This window comes from Acidisoma cellulosilyticum, assembly GCF_020621385.1.
In the GTDB taxonomy this organism is placed as follows: Bacteria; Pseudomonadota; Alphaproteobacteria; order Acetobacterales; family Acetobacteraceae; genus Acidisoma; species Acidisoma cellulosilyticum.
Map to the genome: position 1 here is coordinate 210,591 of NZ_JAESVA010000007.1, position 22,965 is coordinate 233,555.

The window sequence follows — 22,965 nt, forward strand, 5'->3', positions numbered from 1 at the left end:
TTGTCGTCATGCGCGGCTTTATGCCGTGCATCGACCCGATGTGGCGCCATGCCATTGCGTGCCACGGCCCTGGGTAGACCCGCGGACCAAGTCCGCGGGCGACACTAAAATTTAGGACGCAATCAATGAAGCAGATTCGCCTGAATGCCTTCGCGATGAACGCGCCCGTGCATCAGTCGCCCGGCCTGTGGCGGCATCCGCGCGACCGGTCGACCGAATTCAATAAGATCGGGCTTTGGCTTGACCTGGCAAAACTATGGGAACGCGGTCTGTTCGACGGCGTGTTTCTGGCCGATGTGCTGGGTCCCTATGACGTCTATGGCGGCAATGCGCGCGCGGCCTTGGCCCAGGCCGCGCAGCTACCGGCGAATGACCCGCTGCTGCTGATCCCGGCCATGGCGGCGGTGACCCAGAATCTGGGTTTCGGCGTCACCGTCTCCCTCTCCTACGAAAATCCCTATCAGCTGGCCCGGCGTTTCTCGACGCTCGATCATCTGACCGGCGGGCGTGTCGGCTGGAATATCGTGACCAGCTATCTGGACAGTGCCGCCCGCGCCATGGGGGCGGACCGTCAGCGCGCGCATGACGATCGCTACGCGGTCGCGGAAGACTTCATGACCGCGACCTACAAGCTTTGGGAAGCGAGCTGGGAGGAGGGCGCGGTCCTCGCCGACAAGACGCGGGGGATCTATGCCGATCCCGACCGCGTCCATGTCGTGCGTCACGAAAGTCCTTATGTGCAGATGGAGGCGCTGCATCTGGTCTCCCCCTCGCCCCAGCGGACGCCGGTTCTGTATCAGGCGGGCAGTTCGCCGGCCGGTCTGGCCTTCGCCGCCCGCCATGCGGAATGCGTCTTCGTCTCCGGCCCGTCCGCTGCCGTCATCCGGCCGCGCGTGGCGCGGCTGCGCCAGGCTCTGGTGGCCGCAGGCCGAGCGCCGGACAGCGTGAAGGTCTTTGCCTTGGCCACCGCCATTACGGCCCCGACCGAGGCGGAAGCGCATGACAAGCTCGCCGACTATCGCAGCTATGTGGACCCGGTCGGCGCATTGGTGCTGATGGGCGGCTGGCTCGGCGTCGATTTCTCGGTCTACGAGCTCGACCAGAAGATCCGCTATATCGACAATGATGCCGGCCGTGCGGCGATGGAGAATTTCACCCGCGCCGACCCGAACCGGGATTGGACGGTGCGCGAAGCGGCCGCCCATGTCGCGATCGGCGGGGCCGGGCCGGTTTTCGTGGGATCGGCCGCTCAGGTCGCCGAGAGCATGGCCGATTGGGCGGCGGAGACCGATATCGACGGTTTCAACCTCTCCTACGCTGTCCTGCCCGAGAGCTTCACGGATGCGGTTGAGCTTCTGGTGCCGGAATGGCAGGCGCGCGGCATCTATAAGACCAGCTACGCCGAAGGCACCTTGCGCACTAAGCTGTTCGGCGAGGGGCCGCTGCTCTCCGCCCCGCATCCGGCGGCAGGCTTCCGGATGTCGCAATCGGGCAGATAGCCGGTCGCGTACGCTCCAGTCTTGTTTCCCGTCACTCGGCACCTATGGCGGCTCTGGCGAGGCTGGGGGAGGGGATTTGCGCCCTCGCCGCCCTGCCTATAAAAATCCCCAGCGGCATGGCCGTGCCCTTTAGTGACTGTGGAGGCTTGATGAAGATCCTGGTGCCGGTGAAGCGGGTCGTCGATTACAACGTCCGCGTGCGCGTGAAGGCCGATGGTTCCGGCGTCGAGCTGGCCAACGTCAAAATGTCGATGAATCCCTTCGATGAGATCGCGGTGGAAGAGGCGCTGCGCCTGCGTGAAGCCGGCAAGGCGACCGAGGTCGTGGCCGTTTCCATCGGGCCGGCGCAGGCGCAGGAAACCGTGCGCACCGCGCTCGCCATGGGCGCCGATCGCGGCATCGTGGTCGAAGTGGCCGATGCCGTGGAGCCGCTGACCGTCGCCAAGATCCTCAAGGCCGTGGTCGCAGAAGAGAATCCGGAAGTGGTTATCCTCGGCAAGCAGGCGATCGACGATGATTGCGGCCAGACTGGCCAGATGCTGGCCGCCCTGCTCGGCTGGGCGCAGGGCACTTTTGCCTCGAAGGTCGAAGTCGGTGACGGCACCTTGTCCGTCACCCGCGAAGTGGACGGCGGTCTGCAGACCGTGTCGCTGAAGCTGCCGGCCATCATCACGACCGACCTGCGCCTGAACGAGCCGCGCTATGCCAGCCTGCCGAATATCATGAAGGCGAAGAAGAAGCCGATCGCGATGAAGCCAGTGGCCGAATACGGGATCGATCCGGCGCCGCGCCTGAAGGTGCTGAAGACGGTTGAGCCGGCGGGCCGCAAGGCCGGCGTGAAGGTTGCCTCCGTCGCTGAGCTCGTCGCCAAGCTACGCGACGAAGCCGGCGTGATCTGAACCCAAGAGCGAGAGGACAATACAGATGAAGACGCTCGTTCTGGCCGATCACGATAATGCGGCGCTGAAGGAAACCACGGCCCGCACCATCTCGGCCCTGGCCGCCATTGGCGGTGAGATTGATGTTTTGGTGGCGGGGCAGGGCGCCCGTGGCGCCGCCGAGGCTGCTGGCAAGCTTGCTGGTGTTTCCAAGGTTCTGCTCGCCGAGGATGCGGCGCTGGCCCATGCGCTGGCCGAGCCGCTGACGGCGCTGATCCTGTCGCTGGCGCCTGGCTATGACGTGCTGGCGGCCCCGGCTTCGGCGACCGGCAAGAATGTCATGCCGCGCGTCGCGGCCCTGCTCGACGTCATGCAGGTCTCGGACGTGGTCAAGGTCATCTCCGCCGATACTTTCGAGCGGCCGATCTATGCCGGCAATGCCATCCAGACGGTGCAGGCGACGGACGCGAAAAAGGTGCTGACCATCCGCACGGCCGGCTTCCCGCCAGCCGCCGAAGGCGGCGCAGCCCCGATCGAGACCGTTGCGGCCGCCGCCGACCCGGCACTGTCGAGCTTCGTGGGTGAAAGCCTGTCGAAATCCGAACGCCCGGAACTGCCCTCGGCCAAGATCATCGTCTCGGGCGGCCGCGCGCTGGGCTCGGCCGAGAAGTTCCAGGAGTTCATTCTTCCCGTCGCCGACAAGCTGGGGGCGGCCATCGGCGCGTCCCGCGCGGCGGTCGACGCCGGCTACGCGCCGAACGACCAGCAGGTCGGGCAGACCGGCAAGGTGGTGGCGCCGGATCTGTATATCGCCGTCGGCATTTCCGGCGCGATCCAGCATCTGGCGGGCATGAAGGACAGCAAGGTCATCGTCGCCATCAACAAGGACGAGGATGCGCCGATCTTCCAGGTCGCCGATTATGGCTTAGTGGGCGACCTGTTCACGATCCTGCCGGAGCTTGAGAAGGCGCTGTAATCGCGCTTCTCCTCTCTGTTTCACAGGAAACGCCGCCGGGGTCTCTCGGCGGCCCCCCTCAAATCTGTCGTGCGCGGGCCATGACCCGCGCATCTACCCGTTTGGGTAGGGACCACGGTCGGCCAGGCGCCGCAGCGGGTGGGTCCGCGCAACGAGTGCGCGGATGACGAATATTAAAACCTTGCGGACTTCAGTCTCGCCCGGAAGCAGTCGTGCTTCAACCCTCTCCCCAGCCCAGACCCCTCATATCTTCGATTGCGGCACGCTGCGTGTCGGCTTCGATAAGCTGCCGAAGCGCGTACTCGACGACCGCCTTCTTGGTCTTCAGGCCGGTAATCTCAAGAGCTTCGGTCAACAGCCTGTCGTTGATGACGATCGTTATGCGCATGCCACCTGTCTAGCGCCATAATCCATCGAGCAAGTTAACGGCGAGGTGGAGTGCTCCGCTTAGGCTGCGTTTGGCTGAGGCGCAGCCGGTTTCGGGAAAAGTTTCCCGGCCATCAGCAGCCGGACAGTGCCGACCGCAATGATTCCGACCAGGATATTGGCACCGACGAATAGAATGGGTGCCAGGATACCGACCGCGCCATGGTCGCCGTGCAGCAGCATGAGCATCGGCGCGGCGGCGAGCGCTGTGCCGCCGAAGGTAAAGGCCCAGTAGGAGGCAGCGAAAGGCTGTTTCCGGATCCAGGGAATGAGCCGGATCAGCAGCAGCGACAGGAACAACCCATAGCCCAGCATGCCGTGCACGATGGTCGCGGGCGGGCCGGGCGTGACGGCCAGATAGGTCACCGCGCCCACGACCGGCGGGGCGAGTTGGATGCCGAGCGTCGGGCGCAGCGGCACCGCCATCTGCGGGCCGGTATAAAGCCGGTGCAGCAGCACCGATTCGATGGCGATCCAGGTGAAAAAACCCATACCGAACAGCAGCGAACCCCATTCGGTGAGGCCGAGCCCGGCGGCACTGGTGCCGGCGACGAAGGTGCCGGCCACCGCCGGCAGATAAAGAACGGCGGTGGTGTCGGCATGTTCCCGCTCGCCCTGCCAGAGCAGACCAGTGCGCCAGAGCGCGAAGCCGAGCGTGAAAACGAGGCCGCAGGCGAATAGAAACACGGTGACCGGCCGGCTATAGGGCAGCATGGCATTGCCGATCAGCATGGTGGCGGCGCCGATCAGCCCGATGAAGCAGCACTGCACGGGATGGCCGAGTTCCGCGATGGCCTCGGTCCGCGCATTCAGCCATTTGCCGATATAGGCGATGATGAGCAGCGCCCAGATGACGGTCGCGGCAGCGAGGATGATTTCACCCACCGCGCTGGGCATTCCCCAAAGCCGGTGGGCAAGACGCCAGCAGGTGCCGAGCCCGGAAAGCCCCAGCACAATTCCGAACATGGCGGCCGGCACGCGGGGCATGGCTTTGCTCTCTGACACTGCAATTCTCGACAGAAAGGTTACCGAAGCGGGCGGAAGCCGTCGACGGTTTACCGCTGCAATCGGGCCGGCGCCGCGCCGCGGCGATGTTCCCAGCCCAGCCGTTCGAGCTCAGGAATGTCGTTTTCCGCGCTGGCATAGCCGAGGCAGAAATAGCCGATGAAGGTCCAGCGCAGCGGCACGTCCAGCACGGCCGCGATATCGGCGGGATCGAGGATGGAAACCCAGCCGAGCCCAAGACCTTCGGCGCGGGCCGCCAGCCAGATCGTATAGACCGCCATGACAGCGGAATAGGCCGTCGTTTCCGGCATGGTGCGGCGGCCGAGGCCATGGCCCTGTTCCGGGTCGCGCTCGGCAAATACCGCGACGTGACAGGGCGCCTGGTCCAGCCCGGCGAGCTTCAGCCGCGCGTAATGGGCGGCATTATCGTCCGACTGGCCCGCCAAAGCCTCGGCATTGCTGCGCGCGAAATTGTCCCGCATGGCCGCCCGGCGTTCGGGATCATCCACGGTCACGAAGCGCCAGGGCTGGCTGAGCCCGACGGAGGGCGCGAGGCAGGCGGTTTCCAGCAGCCGATCCAGCAAAGCAGGATCGACCGGGTCGGACCGGAAATGCCGCACATCGCGCCGCCAGCGGAACAGATCCAGCAAGCGCGCGCGGAAGGCGTCATCGAAATCGGGGCAGGATTGGACAGGATGGTCCGTCATGGTCGGGGCAGGAAGCACGCGCCGGGGGGCGCTGTCATCCCCCTTTTGCCGCGCGCAGCCCCGCGAGCGTGGCGGTGACCGCCTGATCGAGCGGGGTATGCGGCTCCTCGCCCAGAATGCCGCGGAGACGGGTATTGTCGAGCGTGATCTCCTCCCGCCAGAGGTAGCGCATCTCCAGCAGCTCCCGCATCGTCGTGTTGAAGGGCGCGGCGACATAGACGAGCGCCCAGGGAAAGGCGCGGACCGGCAAACCATGGCCTTCGGCGCGGGCGACCGCTTCGGCCATCTGGCGGTCCTGCAGGCGATGGCCGCCGAAATGCAGGGTCTCGGCTGCCGGCAGATCGCGCTCCCGCTGCGCGAGACGGGCGATGGTTTCGGCGACGTCCGGCAGATAGGCCCAGGCCCGCCGCACGCCTTGCCGCTCCGGCGTCTGAATGCTGCGAAGCGCTTTGCCACCCTGCAGCATGATCATGCTGACCCAGGAACTCGGCGCATGCGGGCCGAAATAGTCGCCGGCTCGGACGGTCAGATAGCGCAGGCCTTGCTTGGCCTCGGCCGCCAGCATCGCCTCCATTTCCACCCGGATCCGGCCCTTGCGGGTCGTCGGATGCTGCGGCGCGCGTTCATCGACCACCGGCCAGGCGTCGGGCCCGTAGGGGTAGACGGAGCCGGGATAGATCAGTCGCGCGCCGCTGGCCTTGGCGGCCGTGATGGCGTTCTGCAGCATCGGGATCGCGAGGCCGCGCCAGTTGCGGTAGCCTGGCGGATTGGCGCCGTGGAACAGAATGTCGACGCCTTCCGCCGCGCGCTTCATGTCCGCCGGGTTCATCGCATCGCCCTGGATCCACTCGATGCCTGCATGATCCGAAGCAGGGCGATCCGCCATCGTCCGGCGGGTCAACGCCCGCACATGCCAGCCTTGGCGCAGCAGGGCTGCGGCGACCGCACCGCCGATACCGCCTGTGGCGCCGGTCACCAGTGCCGTCTTTTGGGTTCCTGTCGTCATCATCCGTCTCCATTCCTTGTGTGTGAGCCAAGAATGGGCGCGAAAGGCCTAAAGAGAAATTGCGGAAAATTCTGTCGTCGCTATACAAAAATGTATGATTGATCCTGACTGGACCCTGTGGCGCTCCTTCCTTGCCGTGCTGCAGACCGGCAGTCTGTCGCAGGCTGCACGGCGTCTGGCGCTGACCCAGCCGACACTCGGCCGGCATATTTCCCTTCTCGAAGAGGCGCTGGGCGCGGTGCTGTTCACCCGGTCCAATGACGGGCTGCGGCCGACCGGGGCGGCGCTGACCTTACAGCCCCAGGCTGAGACCATGGCGGCGGCCGCCGATCTCCTCACCCGCATTGCGTCCGGCGAGGCAGAGCAGGCGGAAGGCCGTGTCAGACTGACCACCAGCGAATTCATGGGCGTCGCCGTGCTGCCGCCGATACTGGCTACCTTTCGGACGCTTTACCCGAAAATCGACATCGATCTGGTGATGAGCGACCGCAATCTGGATCTGCTGCGCGGGGACGCCGACCTTGCCGTGCGCAATGTCGCGCCGGCGCAGGATGCGCTTCTGGTGCGGAAAATTGGCGAGGCACCGGTGCGGCTGTTTGCCCATCAAAGCTATGCTGGTCGGCATGATCTGCCCGGGTCGCTGCCAGCGCTGCAGGATCATGCGCTGATCGGACGGGAAGAATATGCCCGGCGCGTGCCGGCCTTTGCCGGCCTCAGCCTGCGCTTCGGCTTCGCCTCGGAGAGTGATATCGCCTTGCTGGCCGCGCTGCGGGCGGGAATGGGGATCGGCGCCTGCCAGCAGGGCGTGGCGGATACGGACCCGTCCCTGATCCCGGTGCTGCCGGCGGTGACGATCGTGCAGCTACCCATCTGGATGGCGATGCATGAGGATCGGCGGCGGCTGCGTCGTCTGCGCCTGCTCTTCGATCATCTTGCGGAGAGTTTGAAAGCCTATCTCGCAGGCTAAGCAAGGCGGGCAGCGAAGCGGCCCAAAGGACCGCTTCGCTGGGCTCAGACCTTCTCGACCTGGCTGTATTCGAGATCGACCGGGGTGGAACGACCGAAGATGGAGACGCTGACCTTCACGCGGCCCTTCTCCTCGTCGACTTCTTCCACCGTGCCGTTGAAGCTGGTGAAGGGGCCGTCGGCGACGCGAACCTGCTCGCCCACTTCGTAGACCACGGACGGACGCGGACGTTCCACGCCTTCCTGGCTCTGCTTCATGATGCGATCGGCTTCGGCTTCGGTGATCGGGCTCGGCTTGTTGCGATTGCCCAGGAAGCCCGTGACCTTCGGCGTGTCCTTCACCAGATGCCAGGCTTCGTCCGTCAGCTCCATCTTCACCAGCACATAGCCAGGGAAGAACTTGCGTTCGGTATTCACCTTCTGACCGCGGCGGACTTCCGTCACTTCCTCGGAAGGCACCAGGATTTCGTCGAAGTGGTCAGCGAGACCCTTCTGGCCGGCCTGTTCGCGGATCTGCTGGGCTATCTTCTTCTCGAAGCCCGAATAGACGTGAACGACGTACCAACGTTTTGCCATGACCAGCTCTCCTCAGCTGCCGCTGCTGAACAAGGTGCGCACACCAAGTCCGATGAGCTGATCGGCGGCGAAGAAGAAGAAGGACGCGATCACGGCCATACCGATCACCATAGCGGTGGTGATCAGGGTTTCCTTGCGGGAGGGCCAGGTAACCTTGGACACTTCACTCCGCACATCGCGGAGAAATCCAGCGGGATCGAAGCTCACAGTCACCACGCCTGCCCGAAAATCGTCTTCAACGCGCACACCTATCTTGAACTATCTTGAAACAGCGGCGCCGGCCGGATGGTTCAAGGTCCGGCCGGTGCAAATTTTTCCGAATGGCAGGGGTGGAGGGTCTCGAACTCTCAACCTCCGGTTTTGGAGACCGGCGCTCTAGCCAATTGAGCTACACCCCTGCAAGCTCGGTAAGTGACGCTAGACACATTTTACGGTCGCTTCTGTCAAGCCCCTGCAATCATAACGCTTCCGAACGGGAGGGTGACGATATGTCCATGTGACGCGCTGTTCACGATCTCGAATGCAGACGGAACGGTTAACGATCCTATTTAACTCGTAACAGGATGTTGTCCTGGCGCTGATATCAGCGTCGCATCCGCGTCTTGAGCATAGGAGTTACGCATATGACCCGTCGCCTCCGTCTGAGATCCTCCCTGGCCGTCGCTTTGCTCGCCGGTAGCGCGCTGGGCGGCTATGCCCTTTATTCGCCGACCTTCGCGGACGCGACGGCATCGGCCCCCGCCGGTGCGATCGTGCCGGGCGATGTCAGCCACCTGCCGGCCGGTGCGACGGCGCAGGTGCTGCCGGACTTCACCGAGCTTGCGTCCCGCGTGAAGCCGGCGGTGGTGACGATCCTCTCCGACCTCAATCCGAATGCGATGTCCGACGATACCCCCGGCGGTGACCAGGGTGGCGATCAGGGCGGAGACCAGGGCGACAACGGCTCGGGCGATCAGGGCGCACCGCAGGCGCAGAACGGCATGCCCGCCTTGCCCTTCCCCTTCAACATGATGCCCGGTGCCCCCGGCATGGGTGGCGCGCAGCCGCGCCCGCAGATGGTGGAAGCCGCCGGGTCCGGTTTCATCATCAACGGCAACGGCACCATCGTGACCAACAATCACGTGGTCCAAGGGGCGAAGACCATCACCGTCACCCTGTCCGACGGCACGCGCCTGCCGGCCAAGCTGATCGGCCGTGACCCCAGCACGGATATCGCCGTTCTGAAGGTCGAGGCCAAGCAGCCCCTGCCTTATCTGGATCTGGGCAGCTCGGCCAAGGTGCAGACCGGCCAATGGGTGGTTGCCATGGGCAATCCCTTCGGTCTGGGCGGGACGGTGACGGCGGGCATCGTCTCGGCCGAGGGCCGCGATATCGGCGACGGCCCCTATGACAGCTTCCTGCAGATCGACGCCCCCATCAACAAGGGGAATTCCGGTGGTCCGCTGTTCGATCAGGCGGGCGAGGTCATCGGCATGAACACTGCCATCCTGTCGCCCTCCGGCGGCAGCATCGGCATCGGCTTCGCCATCCCGGCCGATACTATCAAGGCGATCGTCGCGCAGATCATCAAGGACGGCCATGTCACCCGCGGTTTCCTGGGTGTCGAAGCGCAGTCCATCGATGCTGGCATGGCGCAGGCGCTGCGTTTGCCGGGTAGCGGCCAGGGTGCCCTGAACGGCGCGCTGATCGCCCAGATCGAGCCGAGCAGCCCGGCCCAAAAGGCAGGTCTGCAGCCCGGCGACGTGATCCAGAAGGTGAACGGCACCGTCATCCACACCCCGCGCGATCTGGCGGTTTCTATCGCCAGCATCAATCCGGGCACGGCCGCCACGCTGAATATCGTTCGCGACGGCAAGGCGCAGGATGTCTCCGTCCAGATCGCGCAGCTGAAGAGCAAGGTCGCGAGCAACACGTCCGGCTCACCCGCGACCAGCCAAGGCGGTGTGGGTCTTGCCTTGGCGCCGCTGACGCCGGATCTGCGTGGCCAGCTTGGCGTGCCGGACGGCACGGATGGTGCGGTCGTGGCGCAGGTCCGTCCGAACTCGCCGGCCGATCAGGCCGGTATCCAGCAGGGCGACGTGGTGCTGGGCGTGAACAGTGCCGCGATCGGCTCCCCCAACCAGGCGGCGAGCGCCATCCGCGCGGCGCTGCAAGGCGGCGGCGGTGCGGTGGCGCTGCGTATCCTGCGCCAGGGTCAGCCGATCTTTGTCGCCATCACCCCCGACAAAACCGCGGGGTGATCGCCGCGGCTTCGGGGCGGCTGCCAGTCGCCTTTATGTGAAAAAAAGAACCCGGTTGAGACTTTCGTCTCAGCCGGGTTCTTTTTTGCGTGAAACCGTGCTCAGAGTCATAATCACGAGGGAAAAAGCGGCCGACAAAGGCTGTCGGGGACCGCAGGGCCTCATGGGGAGAAACGATGATGAAAGCCACCGTTCTGGAAGAGATCCGTCGCATCCAGTTGCGCGACATCGATGTGCCCACGGAAGCAGGCCCCGGCGAGGTCAAGATCGCCATGAAGGCGGTCGGCATCTGCGGCAGCGACCTGCATTTCTATCTGCACGGCCATATCGGACCTTTCTGGGTGAAGGAGCCGATGATCCTGGGCCATGAAGGCGCCGGCCAGATTGTGGCCGTGGGTGAGGGCGTCACCAATCTGAAGGTCGGCGACCGTGTGGCGATGGAGCCGGGGATTCCGGACTGGACGTCCCGCGCTGCGCAGCTCGGCCTTTATAACCTCGACCCTGCCGTGCGCTTCTGGGCGACCCCGCCGGTGCATGGCTGCCTGGTGCCGGAAATCGTCCATCCCGCGAACCTCACCTTCCAGATTCCGGATAGCGTCAGCTTTCAGGAAGGCGCCTTCGTGGAGCCGCTGGCCGTCGGCATGCAGGCTGTCAACAAAGCCCATATCCTGCCCGGCCAGACGGCCGTGGTGCTGGGCGCCGGCACGATCGGCATGATGGTGGCCTTGGCCGCCCTGGCCGCCGGTGTCTCCCGCGTCATCATGACCGATGTGCAGAAGGAAAAGCTCGCCATCGCCGGTGGCTATGACGGCATCGTGCCGGTCAATGTCTCCGAGGTGAAGGCGGCCGACCGCGTGAAGGAACTCACTGGCGGGTGGGGTGCCGATGTGGTCTTCGAAGCCTCCGGCAGCCCGCATGCCTTCAAGGGTATCTTCGATCTCGTCTGCCCGGGCGGTTGCGTCGTGCTTGTCGGCATGCCGCCGGCCGAAGTGGCACTCGACGTCGTCGGCGCGCAGATCAAGGAAGCGCGGATCGAGACGGTCTTCCGCTATGCCAATGTCTATCCGCGCACGATCGCGCTGCTGGGCTCCGGCAAGATCGACCTCAAGCCGCTGATCTCCCGCACCTTCCCGTTCGAGCAGTCGGTGGAAGCCTTCGAATTCGCGGCCCAGGGCTCGCCCGAGGTCGTGAAGACGCAGATCGTCTTCTGAGGAAAAGCCCCATGAGCGTTACCGACAGGTTTTCGCTATCGGGCAAAAAGGCCTTGGTGACCGGTGCCTCCAAGGGCATCGGCACCGAGCTGTGTTCCGTTCTTGCCGAGGCTGGGGCCGATATCGTGGCCTTGGCGCGGGATCAAGCGGGCCTTGCCGAGGTGCAGAAGGCGGTGGAGGCGCGGGGCCGCCGCTGTCTGGTGATTCCAGCCGATCTGGGCCAGCCCGAGGCGCCGGAACGGGCGGCGCGGGAGGCCTTGGCGGCCTGGGGGACGATCGACATCCTGGTCAATAATGCCGGCGTCAGCTTTCCGAAGCTGATGGTCGATCAGACGATCGCGGAATGGGATCTGATCCAGGCGGTCAATCTGCGCGCGCCCTGGCTTATCGCCCGCACCTTGGTCCCGGCCATGATGGCGCAAAAGTCTGGCAAGATCGTCAATGTCAGCAGCCAGACGAGTGCGGTGGCCCTGACCGAACACGGCGCCTATGCGGCGTCGAAGAATGGCCTCAATGGCCTCACCAAGGTCATGACGGCGGAATGGGCGCCCTACAATATCCAGTGCAATACCGTCTGCCCGACGGTGACGATGACGCCGATGGGCCAGCAGGTCTGGGGCGACCCCGCGAAGCTTGGTCCCATGGTCGCGAAAATCCCGGCCGGCCGCGTGGCGCAGACGGTCGAGGTCTGCGACGTGATCCTGTTCCTCTGCTCCCAGGCATCGGACATGATCAACGGCCAGGATATTTTCGTCGACGGCGGTTACACGGCGGTTTGAGAAAAGCGTCGCCCGCGCACTTGTTGCGCGGGCGACGGCTTTTTTCTCCTGCGCGTGACGCGCTTTTGCAGGCGAGCCTTAACCCTTACGCCCCAGTTCATACAGCGAAACGGCAGCGGCGGCCGAGACGTTCAGGCTTTCCATCTCGCCCGGCATCGGCAGCTTGGCGAGTTCGTCACAGGATTCGCGCGTCAGGCGACGTAGCCCTTCGCCTTCCCCACCCAGCACCAGCGCCACGCGGCGCTCGGCGAAGGACGGACCGTTGAGGGCCTGGGTCGCTTCCGCGTCCAGCCCGACCACCCAGCAATCGGCGGCCTTCAGCATGACGAGGGTGCGCGCGAGATTGACGGCGCGCAGCAGCGGCACCGTCTCCAGCGCGCCGGAGGCAGCCTTGGCGAGCGATCCGGTCTCTTCCGGCGCATGGCGTTCCTGCACGATGACGCCGGCGACGCCAAAAGCGGCGGCCGAGCGCAGAATGGCGCCGACATTGCGCGGGTCGGTGATCTGATCCAGCACCAGGACCGGGCCCGGACGCTCCAGCACTTCGCCGATCGTCAGCTGCGGCAGCAGATCGGCCAGAACCGCCAGGCCTTGATGCACGGAGTCGCGGCCGAGCATCTGGTCCAGCCGGGCGCGATCGACCGTTTCGGCCTGCACGGCCCAGGGCTGCGGCAGGCGGGTGCTGAGATTGGCCTCGCCCTCTTCCGTCGTCAGCAGCCGGCGCAGGCGCCGGGCAGGGTTGGCGAGGGCCGCCTGCACGGCGTGGGTGCCATAGATCCAGACGGTGCCGCGCGGCGTGTCGGCCGCGTTCGGACGGGGTGCGCGCGGGGTGAAGCTCTGCTCCTCCCGATCACGGTCGAGCCCTTCGCGGGCGCGGTCCTGCACACGGGACGGGGCGGTCAGCGGCGCGCGCTCGCGAGGCTCAGCGCGCGGCGCGCGGTCGCCGTCATGGGAACGAGGGCGGTCGGCCTGCGGCGAGCGCGGCCGGTCCGTCTGCGCCGGGCGGCGATCCGGCCGTTCGTCGCGCGCGGGACGCTCTGGCCGTTCAGCACGTTCGGGGCGGTCTGACCGCTCGGGGCGTTCGGTGCGGTAGGTCGGTTTGACGTCACGCTCGACGCGCGGACGCGGTGTCGCCGGACGCGGCCCGTGGGAATTGCGCATCCCTGGCTTGGCCGTACGCGGCGTGGCCGAACGCGGCGCGGCCAAACCTGGACCGGCCGAACCTGAGCTGGCCTGACGGGGCGCTGCCGAGCGGGGCCCAGCCGAACGCGGCGCGGCGGAGCGCGGTGCCTCGTCACGAGATCCGTCACGATCGCGGGTATTGCCTGCGCTGGATGCATGGCTTTGGCTGCCATGCGGCTTTGCCGGACGGCTATCGCCGCCACGGCCGGCGCTTGCCGAACTGCCTTGATAGGGCTTGGAATAAGCTTTGCCGCCGGCCGGCTGGCCGCGAGAACGGTCTGAACGGGGCGGTTTCATGAGGAGCTTCCTTGCATGGACGGGGTAATGGGCTGTCGCGGCCGCAGGTCAGATTATCGGCCGCCGCACCCATAGCCTTCGTTGACAAGAACGAGCAAATGAGGGATTTGCACGTCCCACGCTGGAGGGGTGCCCGAGTGGCTAAAGGGGACGGACTGTAAATCCGTTGGCGCACGCCTACGTTGGTTCAAATCCAACCCCCTCCACCATTGCCTCGCGCTAAGGCAATGACATGGTTCCCCAAATTCCAAATGAGATATCGGCATCCGGCAGGCCTCTGGTCAGCCAGTCTGGCCGACCGCACTGCGCTTGGCGCAGACAAGCCCTGCCGTCGCATCTGCGATGCGCCGCATCAGTGGGCCTTCGGGGGCCGGGATTTTTCGTTTGTCCCGATATCGGCCGGCGAGGCGCGGCCGGCGAGGCGCGGCCGGCGAGGCGCAGCCAGTCAGGATTCCGTCAAAGCCGGACGGACTCTCTGGCTAGAGGGGAACCCAGCGTAATCGATGCGGTGCTGCGGGAGCCCCGATGCGTCGGACAAGCTTAAAGATCCATGCCTGATATGGAAATCAGGACGTTTCTTTTAAGAAATATCAAAGAATCTAAGCTAAAATCCGCATCGCAGGCGGCTTGAATCAGGACCGCTATACTGATCTCATTGGTCCTGGGCATCATGCACCGAGCGCAAGGGAACGCCAGGTCTTGAAGGCTAGGTATGCGCTGCGCTCTATCAGGGGCCGGTTTGATGAGGCATAGTACAGGCCTGCGGGCCTCACGGACGCATAGGTCCGATTTCTGACGATTTTAGCCGTGGATAGTGCCGTGTGTAGAGAGTTTTCGAGCCAGGCCAGGGCTGCGCGCAGTCCGACCGATCCGTCGGCGGCATAGTATGGCGCGCGAAACCTCAAGCGAAATCGCTAATCTGCACGAGCTTCTGGTGCGGGAAGTGGTTGATTACGCGATCTATATGCTGAACCCGGACGGCCAGGTCATCAGCTGGAACACCGGGGCGGAGCGTATCAAGGGCTATAGCGAGGCCGAGATCCTCGGGACGCATTTCTCGCGTTTCTATACCGATGAGGATCGGGAAGCCGGCATTCCGGCACGCGCTCTGCAAACCGCCGCCGATATCGGCCGTCTGGCGGCCGAAGGCTGGCGGGTGCGGCGGGACGGCAGCCGATTCTGGGCGATGGTCGTAATCGACGCGATCTATCAGGACGGTAGCGTCATGGGCTTTGCCAAGATCACGCGTGACATGACCGAGCAACGTGCGGTTCAGATGGCGGCGCTGGACAGCGAGCGCCGCTTCCGCCTGCTGATCGAGAGCGTCACGGACTATGCTATCTGCATGCTGGATACGGTCGGCTTCGTGACGCATTGGAATGCCGGCGCGGAACGGATTACCGGCTATCGGGCCATCGATATCATCGGGCGCCATTTCGAGGATTTCTACGCCGAGGAGGACAAGGTTCTGGGCCTGCCGGCCTTGGCCTTGCTGACGGCCCGTGCCGAGGGCCGCTACGGGATCGAGGGGTGGCGCGTGCGCCGCGACGGCAGCCGCTTCTGGGCAAGCGTTGTGCTCGATCCCATCTACGATAACGGCATCCTGGTCGGTTTCGCTAAGATCACCCGCGACCTGACGGAGCGGCGAGACACGCAGCTGCAACTGGAGGCATCGCGCCAGCAGCTGTTTCAGGCACAGAAGATGGAGGCGGTGGGCCAGCTGACCGGCGGCCTGGCCCATGACTTCAACAACGTCCTGACCGGCATCATCGGCAGTCTGACCTTGATCGAAGCGCGTATCCGCGCCGGCCGCCGTGACGGGCTGGATCGCTATATCGCGGCCGCCCAGGGCGCGGCTGCCAGGGCCGCGGCGCTGACCCATCGCCTGCTCGCCTTCGCGCGCCGCCAGACGCTTGATGCCAAGGTGACCGAGATCAATACCCTGATCCTCAATATGGGCGAGCTTGTGCGGCAGACCGTCGGGCGCAGGGTCAAGCTCAGCACCGATCTGGAACCCGATCTTTGGACGGTGTGCTGCGATCCCAATCAGCTTGAGAGCGCCATACTCAACCTCTGCCTCAATGCGCGCGACGCCATGCCGTCCGGTGGATGCATCGTGATTCATACCGGCAATCTGGCGCTTCTGGGTCGTGCAGCCAGCGACCTGCGTCTGGCGAATGGCGATTATATCGCGGTTGCCGTCAGCGATACCGGCACCGGCATGACGACCGAGGTGCTGGCGCGGGCCTTCGATCCCTTCTTCACGACCAAGCCCATCGGGCAAGGAACCGGTCTCGGCCTGTCGATGATCCACGGTTTTGCCGAGCAGTCGGGCGGTCGGGCCCGCATTGCGTCGGAACCCGGCGCCGGCACAACCGTGACACTCTACTTGCCGCGCTATCATGGCGCATTGCCCGAAGAGATAGAAAAAGGACAGGCGATTGACCTGTCATTTTCCGATCGCCGGGGATCGACGATCCTGGTGGTCGATGATGAGGAGGCGATCCGCATGCTGATCGTCGAAGTGCTGGATGACCTGGGCTATATTTGTCTGGAAGCGAGCGACAGCGAATCCGCCTTGGCTCAATTGCAGGATCATCCGGAGGTGGATCTGCTGATCACCGATGTCGGCCTGCCGGGCGATATGAACGGACGGCAGATGGCCGAGGCGGCAAGGTCATCGCTGCCTGATCTGAAGGTGCTGTTTATCACCGGCTATGCCGACAGCGCTGTGATCGGCGAAACATTCGGCCTCGGAACAAGGGTTTTAGGAAAACCCTTCTCGCTCGACGTCTTGATGAATCAGGTCAGGGATCTTTGTTCCTGACGGGGTTCACCATCGCCGGCGGTCACCCGCACGCGCCAGAATGAACATCACGACAAGCACGACCAGGACAAGCAGCCCGGCCTGACCGAGCGTCAGATGGTGCAGCAGCCGGAAGATGAAGCTGTAGATCAGCGCATGAATGACAGCGGACGCGACCGTGTGGCCAAGCCAGTCCGTCCAGCCTTGGTGATAGCCATAGCCGTAATGGGCGGAGAGAAAATCAGACAAAAACATGGGCGCTGAACCGAAGGCTGAGACTATCCAGGGAAGAGCTCGGAATTGACGTGGAACGCGGCACGGCAGGCGTCCGAGTCCCGCGCCGCTTCATAGTGATTTTCGCAATAGATCAGCTCTTTCAGAAAGGCCTTGTGATCATGCCGATAGGTCGTGACATGCTCATCCGTGCAGGCAACGAGGCATGTGGTAACCATCACGATCAGCAGCGCCCGCATGGCGTGCCGTGAATATTGCCAAATCAACGGTATCGCTCCCGCTTCATCCAAGTCAGGGGCGATACCGCGGAATTGGCCGCGACAGCACCCGCTACCTTATTAGCAGCGCGGTCGCGTAAAGGCCAAAACCAAAAACCGTATGCGCGATCAGACCCATGATGCGCACGCGGTTGGGATTGGGAGTGCGCGACGCCGCCCAGCCGATGCCGAGGCCCGGCTGAAGCAAAAACCAGCCGCCGGCAATGGTGACGATGCCCCAGATCCAGGCCGGCCAGAAGGTCGGATGCACCAGCCAGCCGGGACCGGTGAGAGCGACGAGGATGGCGCCATAGAGCGCACCGACGATGTAATGGAAGGCCCAGCCCATCGAATTTTCCAGTGCGAAGGGCGCGGCGGTGGCGATATCGTTATGAAAGACGCGGCCATTGCCAAGATGCCCGACCCAGCGGCCGACAGGCCGCCAATTGGGGCGCGACTGGCCAGGGAAATAGGCGAGGATCAAAGCCCAGATATCCATCAGGATCGTCGCCCCGATGCCGATCACGAGGCCGCGCCACAGAAGATCAATCATGAATTGCCTCAGCTAGGAACAAGTACAAGGGGGCGATGGCGCGATCAGTCAACGGACATGTCAAAGCGGCAGCGATTGCGCCCGCTTTGCTTCGCCTCATACATCAACAGATCGGCGCGCGCGATCCAATCGGCGACCGAAGCAAGGCTTGGCACCGTCGTCGCGACACCGAAGCTTGCCGTCACCGGGCGCGCGCTCATGCCGGGAATGGCATAAGCTGCCAGACCGCTGCGCAGCGCTTCCGTCAGGCTGCGCGCTGTCTGACGGTCCATATCCGGCAGGAGGACGGCGAATTCTTCCCCGCCCAGCCGACCGAGTTCAGCCTCGGGCGGCATCGTCTCCCTGACGAATTGCGCGACGCTCGACAGCACCAGATCACCCGCTGCATGGCCGCGCTCGTCATTGATGCGCTTGAAATGGTCGATATCGAAAATGATGAGGGCGGACTCACGCCCCCCGTCCTGAAACGCGGCCCAGGCGCCGTTGAGCGCGGCGCCGAAGGCACGGCGCGTGAGGGCGCCGGTCAGGAAATCGCTTTTGGCGATAAGGCGCAGTTCCAACTCATCCATGACGAGGGCCGCGAAGCTGGTCATGATCTGGATCTGGGTGGCGTCAAAGCTGCGCGGTTTCGTGTCGAGCGCGCAGAGCGCGCCCAGATTATAGCCGTCCGGGGAGCTGAGCGGGATACCGAGATAGCTGCGAATGAAGGGCGGTCCCAGCACGACGGGATTGCTCGCGAAACGCTTATCTTCCGCCGCATCGGCGATCACCATCGGCTCCCGCCGCTCGATCGTATGGGTGCAGAAGGATATCGTGCGCGGCATATTGGCGGCGACCGGGCCGGTCATGGATTTCAGCCATTGCCGGTCTTTCGCGACCAGGGACACGATCGAGATCGGCACGTTCATAACGGTTTGAACTAAGGACGTGATCTTGTCGAACGCGGCTTCCGGTGCGGTGTCGAGAATTTGACAGCGATCGAGGGCCGCCAGCCGGGCCGGCTCATCCATCAGCTTATTCTGCACGTCCTGGACCCTCATTCAGCCCTTGGTTCGTAATGGGATCTTATTGTGACGCCTCATAAAGGATTAGACGCAGATTTTTCCGACAAGACAAGCAAGCCCGAGGATCCTGAACCTTGGGCTTAGTCGGTCAGGCGGATAGCAGCCGCAGGAAGTTGCGCAGCTTGATGCGCAACTCATCGGGCGGTTGCGGCCCTGGCGCCTGATTGGCTGCCATATCCCGCTCGATGGCCGCCTGGCTGCGATGGGCGAGGTCTTCCAGCCCGGCGGCAAGGCCGGGGGCGGTCGCGATGGCCGTCGCGATCGCGGCCTTATCCATGCGGAAGACGTGGACGGGCGTGATGGCGGTCGCGGTCGCGGCATAGGGCGTATTGGTGATGAGGCCGATGGCCCCCAGGCTTTCACCCGGGCTCATGCGGCGCAGCAGGTGCGGGCCGGCGGGCGTGCTGCGGGTGATTTCAACCACGCCGCTGGCGATCAGGAACAGATAGACGGGCGAGCCGCCTTGCTCCAGCAGCGCCTCCCCGGTTTCCAGGCTCGCCTGGGTAAAGCCTTGCGCCAGCAGTTTGCGGTCAGCCTCGGACAGCACGCCGAAGAGGTCCGATTGTGCGAGTAGCTCGATGAGGTCGGGTGTGCCGGTTGAGATCGGTCTCTCGGCGGCGGGCGCGACCGCGAAGGCGATATTGGCATGGCGTAGATGCCGGTGGATCTGGCTCCACAACTCCGTGCGGGCCGTGCCCAGCATGCTGCTGGTCGATACCGAATAGCTGATGGCATAGCTTACGCTATCCAGATGCAGGCCCGTGCAGGACACCGAAGGCGCGGGAACGGCGAGGGGGAGCAGGGCCGCCTGGGTCGCGGCCTGCAGAACGGCCATGGCCTGATCCGGCGGTACGGCCGGGTCGAGCTTGATGTCCAGCGTGTCGCCGCGGGTCGATACCGGCAGGCTGCGATTGATCAGCCGCGCCTTGGCGATGACGCTGTTGGGGACGATCGCGATATTGCCGTGTCCGGTGACGATTTGCGTCGAGCGCCAATTGACCTGCGTCACATGGCCTTCGATGCCGCCTTCGATCCACAGCAGATCGCCGGCCTTATAGGGGCGTTCCAGCCCGACCGCGATGCCGGAAAAGACATCGGCGAGCGTATTCTGGGAGGCGAGGCCGAGCACGATGGCGATCACGCCCGAGGTCGCCAGCAGACCGGCGATGGGCACGCCGAGGACGAAATTCACGATGGCGAGAAGGGTCGCGATCGTGATACCGCCCGCGATCAGGTCGGAGACCATCTGCGTCTCACGCGGGCGATGTTCCAGAACGACGACGATACGGATGATGCTGATGGCGACACCGGCGGCCAGGAACCACCAGCCGGCTTCGATGACATGGTCCCAGAAGCTGGTGCCGGAATAGGGCAAGCTGAAATGCGGGTGCAGCGGTGAGCCCAGCACGCGCTGAACGATGATCGTCAGCACCGCAAAAATGCCATAACGCCATAGCAGCTTGAACCAGATCGGCCAGTTCGGCCGCAAACGCCCAATGACAACGGAGGCCACCAGCAATGTGGTCGCCAGGACATGCATCGGAAGCTCAGACCCCATCGGTCCCGCGGTCGCCATGTCCAAGATGCTGGCCCTGTTCTGTCTAGTGTGGCGATTAGGAAATTAGCCATCGCTGCCGGCGGCCTGAGCGCGAATTTCCGGATCAAGGCCACACTAGCAAAACTATGATTCTAGTGTGCTTTTTGGATTTGAAGTTCGCAACCCACGGGTGGCGATGATAGAGCGAACTTCATATCCAGCACACTAGGAGTGAATGGTTGTAAAAATACTGTCCGCGCGATCTAAAGATGAGACAATTTTTCAGCAATGCCCAAGGAGAGCTTCGCATGACGGTGTCAAGACGTAAGCTGCTGGCGATGAGCGTGCCGCTCGTCATGGCCGCAAGCGGTGCCCAGGCCCTGGCCCAGTCCGCTGCCGGACCCACGGCCACGATCAACCAGTTCTATGTGCCCTTGCTGCAAATCATGAAGGAAGGCCGCCATACGCCCTTCCAGCAGCGCTACCAGACCTTGGCACCGGCCGTGGATCAGGCCTTTGACCTTCAGGGCATTCTGCGGGTCTCAGTCGGCGCCTATTGGTCGTCCGTGCCGCCCGCGCAGCAGCAGGCGCTGTTGAGCGTCTTCCGTGCCTTCACGATCGCGAACTATGTCTCGAATTTCCACGCCTATAAGGGCCGGGTGATTTCCGTTTCACCGACGACCCGCGCGGTCGGCGCCCAGCAGATCGTTTCGACAACTATCACGAAACCGCAACGCGATCCGTTGCGCATCGATTACGTGATGCGCAACGAGAGCGCGGGGTGGAAGGTGGTCGACGTGCTGCTGGACGGCACCATCAGCCGTGTTGCGGTGCAGCGTTCGGATTTCGCCTCGCTGGTCACCAAAGGCGATGCCAGCCAGTTGATCGCTACCCTGAAGTCCAAGGTTTCGACGCTCTCGAACGGCGCGATCACCGTCTGAGATGAAGACGATCGACCGTGTCAGCCGAGCGCGATGATACGGTCGACCGCTTCCGCCCAGCCGTCGCTGTCATTATCGGCGACGGTGATGGCGGCCGCCGCCTTCACCGCGTCCGAGGCATTGCCCATGGCGACGGCAAGTCCGGCGGCGGCGAACATGGGCAGGTCATTGGGCATATCGCCGATCGCCGCCATTTCTGCCGGATCGATGCCCAGCAGACCGGCGATGACCTTGGCCGCTTCGCCCTTATTCGCCCGAGGGTGGGTGACATCGACATAGTAATCCTGGCTGCGGAGCACGACAGCCTGCCCCCCCAGAGCCAATGACAAGCCTGTTGCCGCTTTCGCGCATCGGGCGAAATCCTTGCTCGATCCCATCACTTTATGCGCGGAGCCCAGATAGGGCGTGAAGTCCGGCACGACCCGCCAGCCCATGCTGATCGAAAGTTGCTCGCGAGCGATATAGGCTGCCTGCGCGTCGCGCAGGAGCCATTCGCCGCCCGCGAAGACCCAGACATCCAGCCCGTCCCGCTCCAGCCTTGCCACGGCTTCCCGGCAGGCGTCTTCGGGGATGGTGTGTTCAGCGACGGTCTGTCCTGCCGCGTCCTGCACCAGCGCGCCGTTGAAGCCGGCGCAGGGCGTGTCGAGCCCGAGCGGTGTGCGGAGCAGGGCGAGCCCGCCCGGCGGGCGGCTGCTGATCAGCGCGAGGCGAATGCCGGCTTGTCTGAGCCGCGCGGCCGCCAGGATGGTGCTGGGGGCAAGGTGGCGGTCATGCCGGACGATGGTGCCGTCAACGTCGGAGACGAGAAGACGAGGACGCATCAGTGCTTGATCGGCAGGGTGTTCATGGCCAGGACCGTCTGATCGAAATCGACGATGCCGGCATCCGACCCCAGGCCGCCCGCGACCAGCGCACCGCAGGCGCCGGCGAAGCGCGCCGCTGTCTCGATATCCCAGTCGTGATGGAGCGCCGTGATCAACCCGCCCGTGAAGGCATCGCCGCAACCGGTGGTGTCGACGACCTTGATGTCATGCGCCGGCAGCCGAAAACTTGCGTCGCCGGTCGAGATGAAGGCGCCGTCGCCGCCCATGGTCAGCACGCAGGTGCCGACGCCGAGATCGTGAAAGTATTTGGCGCAATCTTCCGGCGTCTCATGCCCGCAGAGGGCTGAGGCTTCCTCGATGCTTGGCACGAAATAGTCGACATATTCCATGGCCGGCCTGATCTTCGCCATCAGCGGGGCCTCCGCGAAGATGAGATCGAAGGTCGTGACGCGTCCGGCGGCTTTCGCGGCCGCCAGCAAGGCGCGCGTGGGCTCGCCGTCCATTTTCCCCAAAAGACCGTTGCCGCCCATATGGACGAAGCGCGCGTCGAGCACGCGGGGATATTCGGCTTCCGTGATCAGCAGTGCGTCGGACGAGCCGCGGACATGCAGGCAGGGCCGCTCCCCATTGGGCCGGACGGCAAGGATGGACGCCGCCGTATGAACGCCCTTGTAGCGCTGCATCGCACTGGTATCGATGCCGAAGCTTTCCAGCGTCGCACGGACGAAAAAGCCCTTCTCGTCCTCCCCCACGGCGCCGACCGCGAGTGCCTTGAGGCCGAGCTTGGCACAATCGACGATGGTGCCGCCGGCGGTGCCCGCGACGGTCAAGCGGATCTCATCGATGAAATCCGCATTGCCGCCGTCGGGGATGCGCCGGACCGGGCGGCCCAGGATATCGATGCAGTAGAGTCCTACGACGCTGACATCGTAGGTCGGTTGCGTTTTCTCGGACATGGTTCCTGTTCTTTTCCGTGAATTCTACGATCCATCGGGAGGCAA

At 64.3% G+C, this 22,965-nt stretch carries 23 protein-coding genes and 2 tRNA genes; 10 read left to right on the forward strand and 15 right to left on the reverse strand.

Going from position 1 to position 22,965, the window contains the following annotated elements; all coding sequences use genetic code 11:
- Window positions 1-125: 125 nt before the first annotated feature.
- The 3 genes from ACELLULO517_RS19750 (at window position 126) to ACELLULO517_RS19760 (ending at window position 3,353) form a co-directional block, all read left to right on the forward strand.
- Complete coding sequence (locus tag ACELLULO517_RS19750; protein ID WP_227309139.1) at window positions 126-1,499, forward strand: LLM class flavin-dependent oxidoreductase; 1,374 nt, start codon at window positions 126-128, stop codon at window positions 1,497-1,499.
- Window positions 1,500-1,648: 149 nt separating this feature from the next.
- A complete protein-coding gene (locus tag ACELLULO517_RS19755; RefSeq protein WP_227309140.1) occupies window positions 1,649-2,398 on the forward strand; it encodes an electron transfer flavoprotein subunit beta/FixA family protein in 750 nt (249 codons plus the stop codon).
- Window positions 2,399-2,423: 25 nt separating this feature from the next.
- Complete coding sequence (locus ACELLULO517_RS19760; RefSeq protein ID WP_227309141.1) at window positions 2,424-3,353, forward strand: electron transfer flavoprotein subunit alpha/FixB family protein; 930 nt, start codon at window positions 2,424-2,426, stop codon at window positions 3,351-3,353.
- Between the two features lie 217 nt (window positions 3,354-3,570).
- On the opposite strand, the gene ACELLULO517_RS19765 is transcribed toward ACELLULO517_RS19760, so the two are convergent.
- The 4 genes from ACELLULO517_RS19765 to ACELLULO517_RS19780 form a co-directional block, all read right to left on the reverse strand.
- On the reverse strand, window positions 3,571-3,741 hold the full coding sequence (locus ACELLULO517_RS19765) for a type II toxin-antitoxin system VapB family antitoxin (protein WP_227309142.1): 171 nt from the start codon (window positions 3,739-3,741) through the stop codon (window positions 3,571-3,573).
- A 59-nt stretch (window positions 3,742-3,800) separates the two neighbouring features.
- Window positions 3,801-4,766, reverse strand: a complete 966-nt coding sequence (gene tehA / locus ACELLULO517_RS19770) for a dicarboxylate transporter/tellurite-resistance protein TehA (protein WP_227309143.1) — start codon at window positions 4,764-4,766, stop codon at window positions 3,801-3,803.
- Between the two features lie 68 nt (window positions 4,767-4,834).
- Complete coding sequence (gene bluB / locus ACELLULO517_RS19775; protein WP_227309144.1) at window positions 4,835-5,491, reverse strand: 5,6-dimethylbenzimidazole synthase; 657 nt, start codon at window positions 5,489-5,491, stop codon at window positions 4,835-4,837.
- Window positions 5,492-5,525: 34 nt separating this feature from the next.
- On the reverse strand, window positions 5,526-6,497 hold the full coding sequence (locus ACELLULO517_RS19780) for an SDR family NAD(P)-dependent oxidoreductase (protein ID WP_227309145.1): 972 nt from the start codon (window positions 6,495-6,497) through the stop codon (window positions 5,526-5,528).
- A 94-nt stretch (window positions 6,498-6,591) separates the two neighbouring features.
- On the opposite strand from ACELLULO517_RS19780, the gene ACELLULO517_RS19785 reads away from it, so the two are divergent.
- Window positions 6,592-7,464 (forward strand): LysR family transcriptional regulator, encoded by an 873-nt coding sequence (locus tag ACELLULO517_RS19785; RefSeq protein WP_227309146.1) that lies wholly within the window; start codon window positions 6,592-6,594, stop codon window positions 7,462-7,464.
- 44 nt (window positions 7,465-7,508) lie between these two features.
- Here ACELLULO517_RS19785 and nusG read toward each other — a convergent pair whose 3' ends face one another.
- The 3 genes from nusG to ACELLULO517_RS19800 all read right to left on the reverse strand — a co-directional run bounded on the left by nusG (window position 7,509) and on the right by ACELLULO517_RS19800 (window position 8,437).
- Window positions 7,509-8,039, reverse strand: a complete 531-nt coding sequence (gene nusG / locus ACELLULO517_RS19790) for a transcription termination/antitermination protein NusG (RefSeq protein WP_227309147.1) — start codon at window positions 8,037-8,039, stop codon at window positions 7,509-7,511.
- Window positions 8,040-8,051: 12 nt separating this feature from the next.
- Window positions 8,052-8,246 (reverse strand): preprotein translocase subunit SecE, encoded by a 195-nt coding sequence (gene secE, locus ACELLULO517_RS19795; RefSeq protein ID WP_227309148.1) that lies wholly within the window; start codon window positions 8,244-8,246, stop codon window positions 8,052-8,054.
- A 114-nt stretch (window positions 8,247-8,360) separates the two neighbouring features.
- Window positions 8,361-8,437: transfer RNA gene (locus ACELLULO517_RS19800), tRNA-Trp, on the reverse strand.
- 225 nt (window positions 8,438-8,662) lie between these two features.
- Between ACELLULO517_RS19800 and ACELLULO517_RS19805 the strand changes: the two genes are divergently transcribed.
- The 3 genes from ACELLULO517_RS19805 (at window position 8,663) to ACELLULO517_RS19815 (ending at window position 12,269) form a co-directional block, all read left to right on the forward strand.
- Complete coding sequence (locus ACELLULO517_RS19805) at window positions 8,663-10,279, forward strand: Do family serine endopeptidase (RefSeq protein ID WP_227309149.1); 1,617 nt, start codon at window positions 8,663-8,665, stop codon at window positions 10,277-10,279.
- Window positions 10,280-10,455: 176 nt separating this feature from the next.
- Complete coding sequence (locus tag ACELLULO517_RS19810) at window positions 10,456-11,490, forward strand: NAD(P)-dependent alcohol dehydrogenase (RefSeq protein ID WP_227309150.1); 1,035 nt, start codon at window positions 10,456-10,458, stop codon at window positions 11,488-11,490.
- 11 nt (window positions 11,491-11,501) lie between these two features.
- Complete coding sequence (locus ACELLULO517_RS19815; protein ID WP_227309151.1) at window positions 11,502-12,269, forward strand: SDR family NAD(P)-dependent oxidoreductase; 768 nt, start codon at window positions 11,502-11,504, stop codon at window positions 12,267-12,269.
- 78 nt (window positions 12,270-12,347) lie between these two features.
- Here ACELLULO517_RS19815 and rlmB read toward each other — a convergent pair whose 3' ends face one another.
- A complete protein-coding gene (gene rlmB, locus ACELLULO517_RS19820; protein ID WP_227309198.1) occupies window positions 12,348-13,154 on the reverse strand; it encodes a 23S rRNA (guanosine(2251)-2'-O)-methyltransferase RlmB in 807 nt (268 codons plus the stop codon).
- Window positions 13,155-13,871: 717 nt separating this feature from the next.
- Between rlmB and ACELLULO517_RS19825 the strand changes: the two genes are divergently transcribed.
- Both ACELLULO517_RS19825 and ACELLULO517_RS19830 read left to right on the forward strand, forming a co-directional pair.
- Window positions 13,872-13,957 (forward strand) — tRNA-Tyr (locus ACELLULO517_RS19825).
- Window positions 13,958-14,634: 677 nt separating this feature from the next.
- Window positions 14,635-16,575: a hybrid sensor histidine kinase/response regulator gene (locus tag ACELLULO517_RS19830; protein ID WP_227309152.1), complete on the forward strand. Its 1,941-nt coding sequence runs from the start codon at window positions 14,635-14,637 to the stop codon at window positions 16,573-16,575.
- 6 nt (window positions 16,576-16,581) lie between these two features.
- Here ACELLULO517_RS19830 and ACELLULO517_RS19835 read toward each other — a convergent pair whose 3' ends face one another.
- From ACELLULO517_RS19835 to ACELLULO517_RS19855, 5 genes are all read right to left on the reverse strand, one after another.
- Window positions 16,582-16,809 carry a hypothetical protein gene (locus ACELLULO517_RS19835; protein WP_227309153.1) on the reverse strand — a complete coding sequence of 76 codons (228 nt, stop codon included), beginning with the start codon at window positions 16,807-16,809 and terminating at the stop codon, window positions 16,582-16,584.
- Window positions 16,810-16,832: 23 nt separating this feature from the next.
- Window positions 16,833-17,078 (reverse strand): hypothetical protein, encoded by a 246-nt coding sequence (locus ACELLULO517_RS19840; protein WP_227309154.1) that lies wholly within the window; start codon window positions 17,076-17,078, stop codon window positions 16,833-16,835.
- A 40-nt stretch (window positions 17,079-17,118) separates the two neighbouring features.
- A complete protein-coding gene (locus ACELLULO517_RS19845) occupies window positions 17,119-17,598 on the reverse strand; it encodes a DUF2938 domain-containing protein (protein ID WP_227309155.1) in 480 nt (159 codons plus the stop codon).
- Window positions 17,599-17,642: 44 nt separating this feature from the next.
- Window positions 17,643-18,638 (reverse strand): sensor domain-containing diguanylate cyclase, encoded by a 996-nt coding sequence (locus ACELLULO517_RS19850; RefSeq protein WP_227309156.1) that lies wholly within the window; start codon window positions 18,636-18,638, stop codon window positions 17,643-17,645.
- A 112-nt stretch (window positions 18,639-18,750) separates the two neighbouring features.
- Entirely contained in the window at window positions 18,751-20,238 is a 1,488-nt protein-coding gene (locus ACELLULO517_RS19855) for a mechanosensitive ion channel family protein (protein ID WP_227309157.1), read from the reverse strand.
- Between the two features lie 269 nt (window positions 20,239-20,507).
- Here ACELLULO517_RS19855 and ACELLULO517_RS19860 point away from each other — a divergent pair, with 269 nt between their 5' ends.
- Window positions 20,508-21,140, forward strand: a complete 633-nt coding sequence (locus ACELLULO517_RS19860; protein ID WP_227309158.1) for an ABC transporter substrate-binding protein — start codon at window positions 20,508-20,510, stop codon at window positions 21,138-21,140.
- A 20-nt stretch (window positions 21,141-21,160) separates the two neighbouring features.
- Here the strand turns inward: ACELLULO517_RS19860 and ACELLULO517_RS19865 are convergent, their stop codons facing one another.
- Together ACELLULO517_RS19865 and ACELLULO517_RS19870 are read right to left on the reverse strand one after the other, a co-directional pair.
- Complete coding sequence (locus tag ACELLULO517_RS19865; RefSeq protein WP_227309159.1) at window positions 21,161-21,961, reverse strand: Cof-type HAD-IIB family hydrolase; 801 nt, start codon at window positions 21,959-21,961, stop codon at window positions 21,161-21,163.
- Window positions 21,961-22,920 carry a carbohydrate kinase family protein gene (locus ACELLULO517_RS19870; protein ID WP_227309160.1) on the reverse strand — a complete coding sequence of 320 codons (960 nt, stop codon included), beginning with the start codon at window positions 22,918-22,920 and terminating at the stop codon, window positions 21,961-21,963. Before ACELLULO517_RS19870 ends, ACELLULO517_RS19865 begins: the two co-directional genes overlap by 1 nt.
- Window positions 22,921-22,965: the final 45 nt, after the last annotated feature.